This is a genomic window from Arthrobacter sp. H20, assembly GCF_000520515.1.
Lineage (GTDB): Bacteria > Actinomycetota > Actinomycetes > Actinomycetales > Micrococcaceae > Arthrobacter_D.
This window is the reverse complement of sequence record NZ_AZRY01000211.1, coordinates 1-15387: the sequence shown is the minus strand read 5'-3', so window position 1 is coordinate 15387 and position 15387 is coordinate 1. Positions and strand designations below refer to the sequence as shown.

Here is a 15387-nt window from a genome sequence, read left to right as displayed (position 1 = left end):
TGTCGTTGGACACGCGGGGCCGTGAATGGCTGCGGTCGATGCCCAGATCGATCATCAGCTCGGCGACCGGTTTGGACGTCATGGACGTCCCCCGGTCGGCGTGGATCACGCCCGGGGTGCCGTGGATCATGACCGCGTCGGCGATGAAGTCCTTGGAGCCGAGCCCGGACTCGCGGGTGGTGATGTGCCAGTGCACGACGTAGCGGGAGAACAGGTCAATGATGACCATCAGGTCGTAGTAGACGCCCCGGATGGGGCTGGAGAGTTTGGTGATGTCCCAGGACCAGACGTCGTTGGGTTTCACCGCGACGAGTTCGGGTTTTTTCTTCGCCGGGTGGGTGGCCTGGCGTCGGCGTTCACGCACCTGGCCGTGGCCGCGCAGGATGCGGTACATGCTTGATTCCGAGCACAGGTAGGTGCCCTGGTCCAGCAGGATCGCCCCGACCTGGGCCGGCGCCTTGTCGGCGAACTCCTCGCTGTTCAACCGGTCCAACACCTGCGCGACCTCTTCATCCGTGAGCTTGTTTACCGGTGCCGGGCGCCGGGGTGTGGGCCCGTGGACCTTCGGGGTCAGGGACCGGTAGTGCGTGGCGGGAGACCGTCCCGTGAGGGCGCAGATTCTCCGCACGGGCAGCAGCCCGGTCAGGGCTGTGAAGGCCTCGTCCACGGCGGCGCTCACGGCTTCTCGTTGTCCGCCCTCGTGGAGATGTCCTCCAAGAGAGCGTGTAATTTTCCCAGCACCGATAATGCCTCCCCGGTCCGTCCGAGTTTCGCTTCGGCCCGTTCGGCGCGGTCCTTCATGGCCTCAAGCTGGGCTTCGGGGCTGTTCTTCTTCGCCGTTCTGGCGGCGGTGGCGAGGCCGGTGAGGGCGCCGGCGTCGCGTGCCCGGCGCCAGGTGGTGATTTGGGAGGAGAACAGGCCTTCGCGGCGGAGGAATGCGCCCTTGGCTCCGGGGCCGTCGAGGGACTCGTAGGTTTCCAGGATCGAGAGTTTCTCCCCTGGGGTGAAGGAGCGGCGGAGGGGCCTTTCTGCCCTGGGTTTTTCGAGATCGGACATGGCTCCACCATCGGTGTTGGTGGTGGGGGAAGCAAGTGCGGTGCTCACAGGGAATCGGTTTCCAAATCTCGCCCTTAAGGAGTCAGTGGGAAAAGTGGCGGTGTCTCACCCAATGCTGACAGACAGGGAAACGATCGAAGACGCCGAACTCGAACCGGAAACGCTGTATAACGCAGCCAATGACCTCCGGCGGATCTCAAAAGCGGAAGCGATCGAGCTGCTCTATCAGCTGGCGATTGACGCAGGTGTTACCGACGCTCTACTAAATTACGGTTCCTTCCTGTGGGGCGAAGGCAAGCTCAAGCAGGCCATTCCTCTTCTCGAGCAGGCCTACGAGTCCGACGACCCGCATGCTGCCCTGACACTCGGACAGATTTACTTTGAACTCAACGATGCAAAGACAGCCATCACCTGGTTCGAACGAGCAGGTGATCATCCATACGTGCCGGTGCGCCTGTCCCGCGCGTACCGTACCCTCGGAGCCGAGAACACCGCACTGAGAATCCTGCTGGAGGCAAAAGAGAAGAACCCTGAAGCTGCCGTCGAGCTCGTACTGAGTGGAGAGCTGGAGGTTGACGAGTCGATTGAACTCCTCGAACGCCACTTGGGCGAGGGCCGCATCGACGTGCTCATCCCGCTATCGAACCTTTATGGGACAAAGGGCCGTGCCGCCGACGAAATCGAACTGCTCCGTCGAGCCGTCGCCGCCGGCGAACCGAACGCACTGCACAATCTCGGGCTAACGCTTTGGCAGGCAGGACACCGCCAGGAAGGCAGAACGCTCTTGAAGAAAGCCGCCCAAAACGGTGACCAACTCGCCGCTCACACATTGCACAGTCTCCGTAAGAAGCGCCGCAAGAGGTAGCACTCATCCCACAACAGCGGATCCCTCACCGGACGCCGCAAGCTTTAGAACCTTAGCCGCCGAAGCCAAGGTCCGAGCGATCGTCGGCCTCCTTTATCCTCCATTCGAGGTGGAGGCAGCAGCTCAGTGAATTGTTCTCTGAGCTGATTCATCAGGGTTAGATACGCCGTCTTATCAAAGGCGAACCGCTGAGGCTCGAACAACCACGGCTGTGGTGGTTCCTCCGTATAGCCGTCTTGCCAGCCAAAGTCTTCCCAAATAACGGTGTCAGCATTGGTTGAGATGCGGGCACTAACGGTTCCACAGGCGACATCTCCACAGACAGGGCACAGGAGGAGAGCGACGCGGCCATCCTCGAACTCGCCGGGTGCAGCCAGCGTGAGCTGGTCGATCTGTTCGACAGCCGCGTGTGGCCAATCAGCACGCAACAGTGTCGTCTCCTGCTCAATCGCAGCCAAGTCCGTCCCGACCCGCAGCGTTTCGCGCACCAGGCGTCCATCGATTGCGAGATCCATGAACTGGAAAGGGACGGCTAGCCCCTCATACTCAACGTCTGCAGGCACCACGCTCAGCACATTCAGCATCTTCACCCGATCAGTATGCGACATCTTTCGCGCTTTGAACTGCTAGTAAGGCTGCCAGTGTTTGGTCCAGCGCGATGGCGTGGCAATGAATGCTGGTGTTGTGCCCGAGGATTTCGTGGGTTTGCGGGGCCTCCTCGCCGTGGGCGTAGATGAGATGTCCTGCGCTGAGGCCGAACCGCACACAATAGGCGAGCATTTGATAAACGTCGGCGTTGGGGTAGTTGGATGCTTTGGGAGCCTTGTACCTGGCGTCGATCTGGTTGGGCGCCCGTTAACAGTCCGGTTGGCATGGGCCCTACCACTACATCGCGCACCCCACCCACTATCACTAAAGGGGGCCAACCACTCCTGCCGGACCCGACCGTCTGATTGGAAGGAGAGCCTGGGCGACTGATCGCATCGTAGTAATAATAACGTGACGACGCGCACCACCCGAGGATTCGTCGGAGGCTATCATGGCGGAGAGCGCTAAGGACCGGATGTATGCCGCCGCTGTCCGTGCGGTTGAGTCATGAACAGTTCGCCGGGTCCTAGGTCTACGACAGATCGCCCGGAACACCTCATGGCCGGCGCACAGCAGGCTGTTTTTAATGGGTTGGTTGCCGGGCAGTGGTGGCATGACCGAAACGTTCTACGCGGGATACTAACTCTTCTCGATTTACCCCCTTCGGAGGCACAATGAACATCCGCCCACGCGCTGCTGCGCTGCTCGTACTGCCCACTCTGATCATGCCGCTCTTCGGTGTAACCGCGGCCTCGGCCGAGGGACCAAGACCAGGCTGTGGCTACGGCGACACAAACCATGCACATCAAGCTGCCCCGGGCCGCGATCCGCTGAACCTTCGCCCCGGCAACGGCTCCGGCGACCAGAACCACCCACACACCGCCCCGCCCGGTCAGGCACCGGAAGATGGCGGCGACCAAAGCGGGCCCATGCGCGGCTGTACAGCAGACATATTCAGCTGACAAGGCTGATGGTGGCCTTGCCAGCGGCGAATCGTGCGGGCCGGTGCACCTGCATGACTGGTCCGCCGGTGTGTGCCGCGTGGTATGGCATCCCTGGTTCGGTATCGAAGGTCCCTAATTGCCGATGACCTGTTGGAGGGCCACATATGACTGGAGGATTACGGGTGAGTGGACCTTCGTGCCATGGATGTTGAGGAATTCCTCGCACTTCTGCCCAGGGCGACCGGTTCATTGTGGCTCTCCTCGAGGGCGGTTCCGGATAGTGGGCTCGTTCTTGCTGCCGCAGATCATGATGCATAACATCTCGGCGTGGGCGGGACGCTTGAGGTGGTCATCGACTACGGTGTCGTAGACGCTGTCGCACGGCGGGCTAGGATCATATGCCTGTCTCGGGAAGGAATCAGAGGATTCGGGTCAGGGGCTCTGAGGTCGGCTCGTGGGTTTCGTACATCCGTACGGCCACGATCATGGCCGAGAGCCCGCTAACAGCGGCCGCGGCCCATACCGCCGTATGCAGGCCCACCAGGTCCGCGATGATGCCGCCCATGATCGCCCCGACCGCGTAGCCGAGGTCGCGCCAGACGCGGTAGACGCCCACCGCCCGGCCGCGCCAGGCGGGATGTGCGACATCGCCGATGACTGCAAGCAGGGTGGGGTAGACCATCGCGGTGCCTGCTCCGAGCAGTGCGGTGCCGGCGGCCCAGCCGCCGAAGCTGTCGCCGAGTGCGATGATCATCAGGGCCGCGGCTTGGGTGGCCATGCCGCCCGTGATCAGGTGCTTGCGTCCGATGCGATCGGATAGTGCACCGGTGATCAGTTGGCCGATCCCCCACACCCCGGGGTATAAGGCGAACAGGAATCCGATTTGTCCCACGGGCAGCGCCGCGGTGGCGAACAGTAGGGGGAACAGGCCCCAGGAGAGCCCGAAGTTGAGGTTGTTGACCAGTCCGGCCTGGCTGGCCGAGGAGAGGGCCGGCTCCTTGAGGCTGGTTTGGGCGGCGACCTGTCGGTCGGTCAGCCCCGCGTGGAGGTGGTTGTGTGTTCCGTCTGCCCTCGGTGTGTGCTGGGCGGCTTCCAGGCGGGCGTGGTCGCGGGTTTCCTTCACGAACCCCCCGGACAGCACTAGGGCAATGGCCGCGTAGGCCAGCCCGAGCAAGAACGGTGCCGGGCGCAGCCCGTACTGCTCGGCCAGGTACCCGGCCAGCAGGGAGGTCACCGCGACGGCCGCGTAGCCGGCGGCTTCGTTGAGACCCATCGCAAGCCCACGTTGTTTCGGACCGACGAGGTCGATTTTCATTACCACGGTGGTGGACCAGGTCAGCCCTTGGCTGAGGCCCAGTAGCACGTTGGCTGCCACCACCCAGCCCCAGCCCGGGGCCCAGATCAGCAGCAGCGGTACAGGCACCGCAGCTGCCCATCCGGCGAGCAGGACGGGCTTGCGGCCGTAGCGGTCGGAGAAGGTTCCAGCGAAGTAATTGGCGATCGCTTTCGAGATCCCGAAAGCGGCCACGTAGGTGAAAATGAAGGTGTAACCGGTCAGACCGAATTCATCAGTGGCAAGCAGGGGCAGCACCGTCTGCTGCTGCCCGACCATGCCGCCCACCAGGGCGTTGATCGCCACTAGCAGAACAAACTGGGCGATATTCTGCCTTAACCCCAAGGTGATGGTCTCCGTTACAAGGCCTGCCCCCGATCGGTTCTTATCCATGGTTGCCTTCCAGTTTTGTCGTAACAAACATATATAATACCCTAGGGGGTATTAGAAGCGATCACCAATCAACAGTGGAGGCAAGGCGTTATGTGCCGTGCAGTGACATGCAAAAAATGTGGAAAAACAACCTGGGCCGGATGCGGTCAGCATGTGAACCAGATCATGCACGGAGTGCCGGCCGCCCAGAGGTGCCGCGGGCACCAAAACGAGCCCAAGGCTAGAGGCGGATTCTTCTCCCGCCTGTTCTCCCGGCGCTGACTCTGCCCTGATTTGCTGTGCTGGCGGTCAACTCCGCCAGCCGGTTCAGCCCGCCCTACCCCAGCCCTACCCCGGAGAATGCGGAGGCCTTGCCGGTACAGCAGCCATCCGCCGACACAAAGGAGCGCGCCGACAATCAGGAGTCCTACATCCCAGGAAAGCGGGCAGCCGAGATCGTCACGGACATGGTGAACCCCCAGCAGCTGGTGATTGATCAGACCTTCCACAAGGTTGAATATCCCCCACCCCATAAACATCAGACCCGTCTGAAAACTCCAGCTCGGCGCTGCCCGCTCGTGCTGCCAAGCCCTGACGGCAGCAAGAGAGCCAGCCAGCACGAGAAGCCACGTTGCGATGTGAAAAAACCCGTCGGCCAGCGTATTCACTTCCAGGCCGGCCACCGTTGCTACGGAATGACCATCCACATCACTGACCATGTGGTGCCACTGCAGGATTTGATGCACGACAATGCCGTCGATGAAACCACCAAAACTAAGCCCATATAGAAAACCCGAGGTCTTCGGCGGAGACGCCGCACGGTGGTCTTGGCGATCATCCATCAGCGGCGCGGGGTTTTCATCTCTGCCTGGACGGCATCTAGTGCACCTGACAGGAGATCCGCTGCGCCGCCGAGCGCTGCCGAGCGCTGCCGAGCGCTGCCGCGTCCAGTTCAGCCGCGGCTGATTTCTCGATAGCAATCACCAGACGCCCGGTTGCTACGGGGTCCGGCCCGAAGGCGAGCAGCCCGTGATTTCCTAGCAGCACGGCGTTCGCTCCGGGGTTCTCGGCCAGGACTTGGGCAATCCCCTTCACGGAAACGTCTGATCCGCGAGGGCCCCAAGGAACAACAGGGACGGGCTGGGACTGCCCGAAGCGCAGCAGGGGCTCCGCACAGCAAGGCAGTGACGCGTTCGCCCATGGCACACGCTGTCGCTGTGGGGGAATGGGTGTCAATGACCGCCGGGATTTCGTCCCGGGTGTTGTAGATGACCGAATGCATCTGAATGATTTCAGCGTTTCCTGGCACAAGATCGACGTCGACGACGTCGCCGCCGAAGGTCGCTGTGGCGACCTGCTCTGGGCGGAAGGTCCATGACAACTCCCGTGCCGGTAAGCAGGAAGCGCTTGTCATTGACTCTGGCACTGAGGTTTCCATGCCCTGAATGAGATATCACCTCGGCCGTAGACAGCAGCCGGGACGCCTACACTATTCCTGAACGCAGGCCAACGGAAGATTCGTTAGACGTCCTGTCTGTTCTCTGCTGGGGAATTGCGGGTTCCCGGGGCCAGCGGTCGCGGGTCCCGGGGCGCATTTCTAGGCGGGGTTGCCTGCGAGGGAGGTCAGTGCGGCACTCAGTCGCGTGTCGGCGTCGTTGGCCACTTCCTGTACGGCTGGGCTGCCGCTGAGTTGGACCATGGTCTGGGGGTCGATGGCCTGGATTGTGGTTTGGGTGGCGTCGGGCCCGCGGCGTACGACGACGTTGCAGGGTAGCAGTGCGCCGAGGTCCGGCTCGGCCGCCAGCGCACGGCTGGCAAGTTGTGGATTGCATGCTCCGAGGATCACGTAATCGCCGAGGTCCTGGGCTGCTTCCGCGCCGAGTTTGGTTTCGAAGGTTGCGCGCACATCGATCTCGGAGAGGATGCCGAAGCCCTGTTCGGCTAGCGCTTCGCGGGTCTTCTGCACTGCATCCTCGTAGTCAGCCGACACTACGATGCTGTGGGTGTATGTCATGTTCGCCCTTTCCAATATGTTGCTCTGAGGTATTCGTTGCTGACATTTTCGATGGTGTCAGTTCAGGCGAGGGAAAGAAACAGCTTTTCGAGGTCCTTTTTGTCCATGCTGGCGTCTTCCTGGGTGATGCACTGTTCAAGACCAGTGGCGATGATGGCGAATCCGGCCCGGTCCAGCGCCTTGGAGACCGCCGCGAGCTGGGTGATGACGTCCTTGCAATCGCGGCCTTCCTCCATCATCCGGGTCACGGCGGCCAACTGCCCCTGCGCCCGCTTGAGCCGGTTGATAACCGGCGTCAGTTCTGTTGAATCAAGTTGCATGGTGGCCTCCGCCTAGGATCAGTTTTGCTTTCATTATATACCCCTGGGGGTGTGCGGGCGGACGGAGTTGATCCAACACTTCCACGCAACTGCCGTCCCAAGACTGGCCCCGCTGGCGCCGCTACCAGCCGGCCCGAAATTAGCGGCCCTGCAGCAACCCTTCAAGACCATGGGCTTTCAGACCTAGAACGATCCGACAGACCTGTGCTTCGGACTCAGCAGAAAACACTTCAACCGGGGCCGTGGCACGGTCCGCCGGTCCACTGGGTGCTGTTCTCATATTCCTCTTCTTCCCCGTTCTTGGTTGTTGGTTCGGTTCAGTACCGGACTCCGTCGGGCACTGAGAGCCTCTTTCAATGGCAATTATATACCCCGGGGGGTTATTTGCATACCCTTTGGGGTATGTGGAATACTCGGCCACGTATTTCGAACTCTTGGTTTCTGAAAGGACCTTCATGACTTCTTCGACCACTTCCGCTCCCGCTGTGACGGCTCTTGATCCGCAGGAACTGCGTTCCTGGATTACCGAGCATGAGGACCTGGTGATCCTTGATGTGCGGTCGGCGGCTGAGTTTGAGACCATGCATATCCGTGGTTCATACAATGTGCCGCTTCCCCTGCTGTCCGAGCACACGGACGAGCTGGCGGCACGTCTGGGCAGCCGGGTGGTTTTGGTCTGTCAGTCCGGGGTGCGCGCCGAACAGGCCCGTCAGCGGCTCGGTGGTGCGGGGATCGATACGGCGTACGTCCTGGTCGGGGGTGTGCCCGGATTCGCTACTGCCGGTGGCGATGTCGTCCGGGGCCGCCAGCGCTGGGCTCTTGAGCGTCAGGTCCGGCTCGCGGCAGGCTCTCTGGTTGTCCTGGGCCTGGCAGGAGGACAGTTCGTCTCACCGAAGCTGCGCCTGCTTACCGGGGCCATCGGCGCCGGCCTGACGTTCTCGGCTGCCACCAACACCTGCGCCATGGGAAAGGCCCTCTCGGCCATGCCATGGAACAAGACCGCACAGGAGCCGACCCGTGAGGCGGCTATCCTGCAGTTTCCCAGCGTCAACTCCACCTCCAGCGCCAATTCTGAGATGGGGCAGGCGCGCGTCTCATGACCGGAACCCTTATCCTCGTGCTCAGCCTGTCGGTGTTTATCGGGCTTTCACTTGGTGTCCTGGGCGGTGGCGGGTCGATCCTGACCGTCCCGATCCTGGTGTATGTGGCCGGATTCGACGCCAAGGAGGCGATCGCCGCGTCCCTGTTCGTTGTCGGAGTAACCTCGGCCGTGAGTGTGATCAGCCATGCCCGTGGTGGCAGGGTGATGTGGCGCACCGGTTTGATCTTCGGCGCCGCCGGCATGGTCGGCGCCTTCGTCGGAGGTCTGCTGGGCAGCCGCATTCCGGGTCAGATTCTCTTGGTTGCCTTCGCCCTCATGATGGTGGCCACTGCCATAGCCATGCTCCGCGGCAGGAAAAAAACTGGTGGGGATGGCACCGCCGAGCCGGTGAAACACGAACTTCCCCTAGGCCGGGTGCTCCTTGACGGAGCCGTCGTCGGGCTCGTCACCGGCCTGGTCGGCGCAGGCGGTGGATTCCTCGTCGTTCCTGCCCTGGCCCTGCTGGGCGGCCTGCCGATGTCGGTCGCCGTCGGAACCTCGTTGGTCGTTATTGCCATGAAGTCCTTCGCCGGGCTCGCCGGGTACCTCACCACTGTCGACCTGGACTGGGGTCTGACTTTGGCTGTCACGGCAGCTGCGATCGTGGGAACTCTCATCGGTTCCAAGCTTGCCGGCCGGATCCCAGAAGTCGCCCTCCGGAAAGCGTTCGGTTGGTTCGTCCTGGCGATGGGCACCTTTGTCCTAACCCAGCAGGCGCCGGCGGATCTGCGTTGGGTCATCCTCGGCGGTGTCGCTGCCCTGGCCGTGCTCGGCGCCGTCATCTGCTGGTTCTTCGTTCGGACATGCCCGATCAGGACATGGATCCGCGGCAGGGAGCACCGTAACCAGGGCTCCGGGCACGCGAAACATTCAACCCCCTGAACCCGAAATACCGCTGTACCAAGAACAGAGGCACCAACAACACATTAGGAGGCAAATAATGTCTGACATCACCATCACCGAAGCCGAGAAGCGCCGCAGCACGGATCAGATCCTCGATGTCCGGGAAGACGTCGAAGTCGCTGAGGGAGCAATCCCCGGAGCCCTGCATATTCCCCTCGGAGACTTGGGCACACGCCTGTCCGAACTCGACCGAGCCGTACCTGTGATCGCCGTCTGCCGCAGCGGAAATCGAAGTGCCACCGCCGCAGAGGCCTTGAATCAGGCCGGTTTCACCGCAGACAACATGGTCGGAGGCATGACAGCCTGGAAAAAGGCTGGCCTACCCACCACCTAAAGGACCCCGCCGCACCGAAATCCATCCACGTCCGGCCCAAAGGAGCGAAATGATTAGCATAGGTCCCGACGAATTGAAGAGCCAGTGGCCGGGCGTGCCGTTGATCGACGTGCGCGGCAGAGATGAACATGCCCAGGCCCACGTTCCGGGAAGCTGGAACATTCCCCTGGATGAACTGGCCTCGAACCTGGCATCCCTTCCCCCTCACACCACCATGTATGTGATGTGCGGATCGGGAAAACGGAGCACCCAGGCCGTCTCACTTCTCTCCGAATACGGTTTCGGTGCGGTAAACGTCTCGGGCGGAATCACCGAATGGTATCGCAACGGGCACCCCGTCACCTATGCCACAGCCACCGAAAACGTCCCCGGTGAACGCCCGAAGAGACCTTCTTCCCTGTCCCTTGAGATAGTGCTGAACAAGCTCCGCCGAACCAGATAAACCAGCCCACCCTTTACAGGGAATATACCCCTCGGGGAATTGTTGCTTGTGGTCCTTCACAGCGCAACACCCCTGCTAATTTAAGGAAAAAAATTATGGACGTCACTGTTATCGAGACCCCGCAGCTCGGGGACCGCAGCTACCTCATCCACGACGGGCAGGTAGCCCTGGTCATCGACGCCCAGCGCGACATCGACCGCGTCGAGTCCATCGTGGAAGAAGCGGGCGTGAAGCTCACCCACGTGGCCGAGACCCACATCCACAACGACTACGTCACCGGCGGGCTCGTCCTGGCCCGGAAGCACGGGGCCGATTACCTGGTCAACGGCGCCGATGACGTTTCCTTCGAACGCACTCCGATAGCTGACGGGCAGACCGTGCTGGTCGGGGAGCTCTCTGTGAAGGTGGTGGCCACCCCGGGCCACACCCACCACCACCTGTCCTTCCTCGTCGAGCACGACGGGCAGCAGGCCGTGTTCTCCGGAGGCAGCGTCCTGTACGGGTCGGTGGGTCGCACGGACCTGCTGGGTTCCGAGCACACGGTTGGTCTGACCCACGACCAGTGGGCCTCTGCCCGCCGCCTGGCGAAAGAGGCAACGGACAAGGCAGTCCTTTACCCGACTCACGGGTTCGGTTCCTTCTGCTCTTCCGGCCCGGCGACAGGCGCGTCAGAATCCACTCTGGGCGAGCAGTTCTCCACCAACCACGTCTACACCGAGCAGGATGAGGAGTACTTCGTTTCCGAGCTCATCGCCAACCTGAGCGCCTACCCCAGCTACTATGTGCACATGGGACCGGCCAACGCTGCCGGCCCCACCGAACCGAACCTGTCCGTGCCCGACTCCCTGGACCCCCAGGAGCTCAAGGCACGCCTGGAGGCCGGGGAGTGGGTGGTGGACCTGCGCCACCGCGTGGCCTACTCCGCCGAGCACCTGAAGGGCACCATCAGTTTCGAGTACGGTGACGGGGCGAGCTTCACCACCTTCCTGGGCTGGGTTTTCCCCTATGACCAGCAACTCACCCTCGTAGGTTCCCGCGAGGACGTCGAGAATGCGATTCGCGACCTGTCCAGAATCGGCATCGACTCACCGGATGCGGCCGTGGGCGAGAACCCCGCCGAGCTTGCCCCGGACGTTCCGGCCACGTCCTACCCCCGGGTTGGATGGGACGGCGTATTGGCCGGCCGTCCTGGCGGGGAAACGATCCTGGACGTGCGCCGGGCGGAGGAGTACGACGCCTCCCACATCGACGGAGCGGTGAATATTCCGCTGCACGAGCTCGTCACCCGCATGGACGAGGTGCCGGCAGGCCGACTGTGGGTGCACTGCGGCTCCGGCTACCGCTCCGGCGTGGCCGCGTCCCTGCTCGAGCGCGCAGGCAAGGACCCGGTGCACGTCGACGCGATGTTCGACGAGGCCGCCGATGCCGGCCTGCCCATGGCCGGCTGATCAACGCACCCAGTCGCCGGATATCCCCCTTCCGAATCCTGCACTCCAGGAAAGGCCCCGCATGGAATCCCGTACCGCCGAGTCCCGCCCCCGGGAACAGCTCCGCAGGCTGACCGGCATGGGGGCCACCGTTGTGGGCTTGCACGTAGCCGGGTGGGGGGCCTTGTTCGCCTGGCTGCTGCCGGCCCAGACGGCCGCCGGGGCCAGCCCGGGGGTGCTTCTCGGGCTGGCCGTGGGCGCCTACGCCCTCGGGGTACGCCACGCCTTCGACGCCGACCACATCGCGGCCATCGACAACGCCACCCGGCAATTCCTCACCCGGGGACGCACCACCGTGACTACCGGGTTCTGGTTCGCCCTGGGTCACTCTTCCGTGGTTGTGCTCTCCGTGCTCCTGCTGGCCCTGGGCGTGGAAACCTTCGCCGGGGGGCTGATCGATGAGGACTCCACCTTGCGCCACGCCGCGGGAATCTGGGGCGGAACCGTCTCCGGGGTGTTCCTAATTGCCGCCGGGATCCTGAATCTGCCGGCGCTGCGGTCGTTGCACCAGCTGCGCCGCACCATGGGAGATGGACCGGTCGATCAAAGCCAGTTGCACACGCACTTGAACCGGCGCGGGGTGCTGCACCGGGTGCTACACCCGCTCACCCGGACGGTGGACCGTCCGGTGAAGATGTACCCGGTCGGGTTCCTGTTCGGGCTAGGCCTGGACACCGCGGCCTCGATCAGCCTGTTCGTCGTAGCCGGGACCCTGGTCCCGTCCCTGCCTTGGTACGCCGCGATGGTGCTACCGGTGCTGTTCACCGCCGGGATGACCGCTTTCGACAGCGCCGACGGGCTGATGATGAGCCGGATCTACAGCCGGGCGACTGGCGATGCCCGCCGTACGGTCGATTACAACATCGTCGTCACCGGTGTCTCAGTCTTCATCGCCTTCCTCATCGGTGGGATGGGTCTGCTCTCCGTGGCCGCCGAAGTGCTCCAGCCCTCCGGCGGGATCCTGGAGGCGGTCGCCGCTGTGGACCTGAACTTCCTCGGGATCACCGTGATCGCCTTCTTCGCCCTGGTCTGGATGATCACCGCCGCAGCACGCACGGCCAAACCCGCAGCCGCTCTCGTCCGGACTTCCGGAGAAGAGCAGCAGTGAAGCCCCTGCCGGCTGGCCCCTGTTGACAGCCCTAGAGGCCACTGAACGAGACCGGCCGGAGAACATATGGCAAGAAACACGTGTCTACTAGAGATCTGACCACGTACAACAAGAGATGAGGAGCACGATCACGATGAATGGCATCGGTATGGGCGGTATGGGATTAATGTGGATCTTCGGGTTACTGATGCTCGTGGGGGTGATCGTGCTGATAGTCGTGCTGGTGAAGGCCTTCTCCGGCAGATCCCAGAACACGGCCGGCCCCGACAACAGCCGTGGCCCGGGCACCGGTCCCGGCCGTGGGCGTGGGCGTGGGCGGGAAATACTCGAAGAACGCTACGCCCGCGGGGAGCTGAGCACCGAGGAATACCAGGAGCGGTTAAGGACCCTGGAAGAGGACAGCCGGTGAGCCCACTGACCCGTCGCCAGCTGCTGGCACTGGGTGCAGCAGGGGCCGGTGCCACAGTCGCCGGCGGGGCAGGGCTGTGGTGGACAACCAGCAGTAGCCGTAAATACGTGGGAGGGCAGGACCTGATCGAACCCCGGGTGCTGTCGAGCCGAGACCGCGTACTGGCACTGGACCTGGAAGCCGCACCGACACGGATCCAGGTCGGAGGGCGTGAGGCCTCCGTGCAGACTTTCAACGGGTCCCTGCCGGGCCCGACGCTGCGCGTAGCACCAGGGGACACGATCCGGGTGGCGATGACCAACCGGCTCGAGGCCCCAACGAACCTGCACGTGCACGGCCTGCACGTCTCCCCCGAGGGCAACGGCGACAACCCGTTCCTGAGCATCGCCCCGGGAGAGTCCTTCGACTACGAGTTCGTCCTGCCCGAAGACCACCCACCGGGCACCTACTGGTACCACCCCCACCGCCACGGCCACGCCGCCGACCAGGTCGCCGCCGGTCTCTACGGGGCGATCATCGTCGAGGATACCGAGCCGGTGCCGGTGGCCCGGGAGCGGGTCATGGTGGTCTCCGATCTGTCCCTGGATGCTTCCGGGAACCTGGCCGAAGTCGACCGGATGCAACAGATGATGGGCAGGGAAGGCGAGGTCGTGCTCGTCAACGGCCAGATCCGCCCGCAACTCACCGCCGCACCCGGGGAACGTGAACGGTGGCGGATCGTCAACGCCTGCCCCTCCCGCTACCTGCGGTTGCAGCTGGAAGGCCAACAGGTCCGGTTGCTCAGCCGCGACCTTGGGCGCCTGCCAGTCCCCGAGGAGATCACCGAAGTGCTCCTCGCTCCCGGCAACCGTGTGGAATTACTCGTCGAGACCACCGAGGGCTCCGCAGTGCTGGTTGCCGCCCCGGTAGGCCGCGGCGGCATGGACTCGATGATGGGCGGGGGCATGATGGGTGACAACAGCCCCGGCAACGACGACGCGACCGAGTTGCTCACCCTCAAGGTGGTGGGCGATTCGGCCCAAACCCCGCGACCAGTCCCCGCTGGCCCCGCGCTGCGGGACCTGCGCGCAGAACCAGTCGCCGGACGCAAGACCCTGGACTTCGCCATGGGCATGGCCGGCAACATGGGCGGTGACGGTGCCACGATGGGTGGTATGGGCAGCGGGGAGGACACCATGATGGCCTTCACCATCAACGGTCAGGAATTCAACCCAGAACGAACCGACACCCCGGTCACGGCCGGAACCGTGGAGGAATGGACGCTAATCAACTCCAGTCCCATGGATCACCCCGTACACCTGCACGTGTGGCCCATGCAGATCATCGACGACGGCGACCGCGACGTCTCCGAACCGAGATGGCAGGACGTCGTCAACGTCCCGGCCCGCGGGCAGGTGAAAGTCCTCATCGCTTTCGAAGACTTCCCCGGACGCACCGTCTACCACTGCCACATCCTCGATCACGAAGACCAAGGCATGATGGGCACCGTCGAAGCCCGCTGAGGCTAGTGCTCCGTGTTAATGGTTTGTTTGCGTTTCATCTTGCCCAGGAGGTACTCCGCTGACTTGGTCCAGGTGAATGGTTTGGCGTCTTGGTTGTAGTTCTCGATGTAGCGGTCCATGGTTTCTTCCAGCTCTTTCACCGAGCTGAATTCCCCGCGTTTGAGGCACTGGCGGGTGATGATCCCGAAGAAGATCTCCACCATATTCAGCCAGGAACAGCTGGTCGGAGTGAAGTGCATGGTCACCCGGGGGTTTCCAGCCAGCCAGTCCAACACGTTCTGGTGCTTATGAGTTGCATAGTTGTCGCAGATGACATGCAGCTCGACCCCGGGGTGGGCGTCCGCGACCCGGCCCAGAAAATCGACAAACTCGATGTTGGTGTGCTTTTGGTAGAAGGCGTTTGCGCTGAGTTTGCCGGTGAGGACCTCTAGGGCCGCGAACAAGGTGGTGGTGCCGTTGCGTTGGTAGTCGTGCGTCTGCTGCAGTGGGTGCGTCGGGGACAACGGTTGGTTCGGGCCGGTGCGGGACAGGGCCTGGATCTGGGTCTTCTCATCAATGCTCACCACCAC

Annotated in this window: 19 protein-coding genes; 10 read left to right on the top strand and 9 right to left on the bottom strand. The window is 63.0% G+C overall.

Features of this window, described 5'->3' with window-relative positions:
* Both Y703_RS0101565 and Y703_RS0101560 read right to left on the bottom strand, forming a co-directional pair.
* The coding region (locus tag Y703_RS0101565) for a DDE-type integrase/transposase/recombinase (protein WP_155849362.1) at window positions 1-679 on the bottom strand (679 nt) is incomplete at its 3' end.
* Window positions 676-1104: a hypothetical protein gene (locus Y703_RS0101560; RefSeq protein WP_026551331.1), complete on the bottom strand. Its 429-nt coding sequence runs from the start codon at window positions 1102-1104 to the stop codon at window positions 676-678. The genes Y703_RS0101565 and Y703_RS0101560, both read right to left, overlap by 4 nt.
* Window positions 1105-1141: 37 nt before the next feature.
* Here Y703_RS0101560 and Y703_RS0101555 point away from each other — a divergent pair, with 37 nt between their 5' ends.
* Entirely contained in the window at window positions 1142-1921 is a 780-nt protein-coding gene (locus Y703_RS0101555; protein WP_216698838.1) for a tetratricopeptide repeat protein, read from the top strand.
* A 44-nt stretch (window positions 1922-1965) separates the two neighbouring features.
* Here the strand turns inward: Y703_RS0101555 and Y703_RS20625 are convergent, their stop codons facing one another.
* On the bottom strand, window positions 1966-2511 hold the full coding sequence (locus Y703_RS20625; protein WP_051427196.1) for a hypothetical protein: 546 nt from the start codon (window positions 2509-2511) through the stop codon (window positions 1966-1968).
* Window positions 2512-3871: 1360 nt separating this feature from the next.
* Window positions 3872-5179, bottom strand: coding sequence for an MFS transporter (locus tag Y703_RS0101535; RefSeq protein ID WP_026551327.1), 1308 nt, complete (start codon window positions 5177-5179; stop codon window positions 3872-3874).
* 278 nt (window positions 5180-5457) lie between these two features.
* Between Y703_RS0101535 and Y703_RS22795 the strand changes: the two genes are divergently transcribed.
* The gene (locus Y703_RS22795; protein ID WP_026551326.1) at window positions 5458-5946 is read left to right on the top strand and encodes a hypothetical protein; all 489 of its coding nucleotides are present in this window, start codon (window positions 5458-5460) and stop codon (window positions 5944-5946) included.
* A gap of 91 nt (window positions 5947-6037) precedes the next feature.
* Here Y703_RS22795 and Y703_RS21165 read toward each other — a convergent pair whose 3' ends face one another.
* From Y703_RS21165 to Y703_RS21845, 4 genes are all read right to left on the bottom strand, one after another.
* Window positions 6038-6364, bottom strand: coding sequence for a class II aldolase/adducin family protein (locus Y703_RS21165; RefSeq protein WP_162148848.1), 327 nt, complete (start codon window positions 6362-6364; stop codon window positions 6038-6040).
* Window positions 6365-6755: 391 nt separating this feature from the next.
* Window positions 6756-7172: a DUF302 domain-containing protein gene (locus Y703_RS0101515; RefSeq protein WP_026551324.1), complete on the bottom strand. Its 417-nt coding sequence runs from the start codon at window positions 7170-7172 to the stop codon at window positions 6756-6758.
* Between the two features lie 62 nt (window positions 7173-7234).
* On the bottom strand, window positions 7235-7492 hold the full coding sequence (locus Y703_RS0101510) for a metal-sensitive transcriptional regulator (RefSeq protein WP_026551323.1): 258 nt from the start codon (window positions 7490-7492) through the stop codon (window positions 7235-7237).
* 139 nt (window positions 7493-7631) lie between these two features.
* Window positions 7632-7772 carry a hypothetical protein gene (locus Y703_RS21845; protein ID WP_155849359.1) on the bottom strand — a complete coding sequence of 47 codons (141 nt, stop codon included), beginning with the start codon at window positions 7770-7772 and terminating at the stop codon, window positions 7632-7634.
* A gap of 175 nt (window positions 7773-7947) precedes the next feature.
* On the opposite strand from Y703_RS21845, the gene Y703_RS0101505 reads away from it, so the two are divergent.
* The 8 genes from Y703_RS0101505 (at window position 7948) to Y703_RS0101470 (ending at window position 14818) form a co-directional block, all read left to right on the top strand.
* On the top strand, window positions 7948-8592 hold the full coding sequence (locus tag Y703_RS0101505) for a rhodanese-like domain-containing protein (protein WP_026551322.1): 645 nt from the start codon (window positions 7948-7950) through the stop codon (window positions 8590-8592).
* Window positions 8589-9515 carry a sulfite exporter TauE/SafE family protein gene (locus Y703_RS17215; RefSeq protein WP_051427195.1) on the top strand — a complete coding sequence of 309 codons (927 nt, stop codon included), beginning with the start codon at window positions 8589-8591 and terminating at the stop codon, window positions 9513-9515. Before Y703_RS0101505 ends, Y703_RS17215 begins: the two co-directional genes overlap by 4 nt.
* Before the next feature lie 58 nt (window positions 9516-9573).
* A complete protein-coding gene (locus Y703_RS0101495; RefSeq protein WP_026551321.1) occupies window positions 9574-9870 on the top strand; it encodes a rhodanese-like domain-containing protein in 297 nt (98 codons plus the stop codon).
* A 49-nt stretch (window positions 9871-9919) separates the two neighbouring features.
* A complete protein-coding gene (locus tag Y703_RS17210; RefSeq protein WP_035763371.1) occupies window positions 9920-10312 on the top strand; it encodes a rhodanese-like domain-containing protein in 393 nt (130 codons plus the stop codon).
* A 95-nt stretch (window positions 10313-10407) separates the two neighbouring features.
* Window positions 10408-11760, top strand: a complete 1353-nt coding sequence (locus Y703_RS0101485; RefSeq protein ID WP_026551320.1) for an MBL fold metallo-hydrolase — start codon at window positions 10408-10410, stop codon at window positions 11758-11760.
* Between the two features lie 61 nt (window positions 11761-11821).
* Complete coding sequence (locus tag Y703_RS17205; protein ID WP_051427194.1) at window positions 11822-12907, top strand: HoxN/HupN/NixA family nickel/cobalt transporter; 1086 nt, start codon at window positions 11822-11824, stop codon at window positions 12905-12907.
* Between the two features lie 133 nt (window positions 12908-13040).
* Complete coding sequence (locus Y703_RS0101475) at window positions 13041-13316, top strand: SHOCT domain-containing protein (RefSeq protein ID WP_026551319.1); 276 nt, start codon at window positions 13041-13043, stop codon at window positions 13314-13316.
* Window positions 13313-14818: a multicopper oxidase family protein gene (locus Y703_RS0101470; protein WP_026551318.1), complete on the top strand. Its 1506-nt coding sequence runs from the start codon at window positions 13313-13315 to the stop codon at window positions 14816-14818. The genes Y703_RS0101475 and Y703_RS0101470 overlap by 4 nt, the downstream gene beginning before the upstream one ends.
* A gap of 2 nt (window positions 14819-14820) precedes the next feature.
* Here Y703_RS0101470 and Y703_RS17200 read toward each other — a convergent pair.
* Window positions 14821-15387, bottom strand: a 567-nt coding sequence (locus Y703_RS17200) for an IS630 family transposase (protein ID WP_162148847.1), incomplete at its 5' end; no start/stop codon positions are given.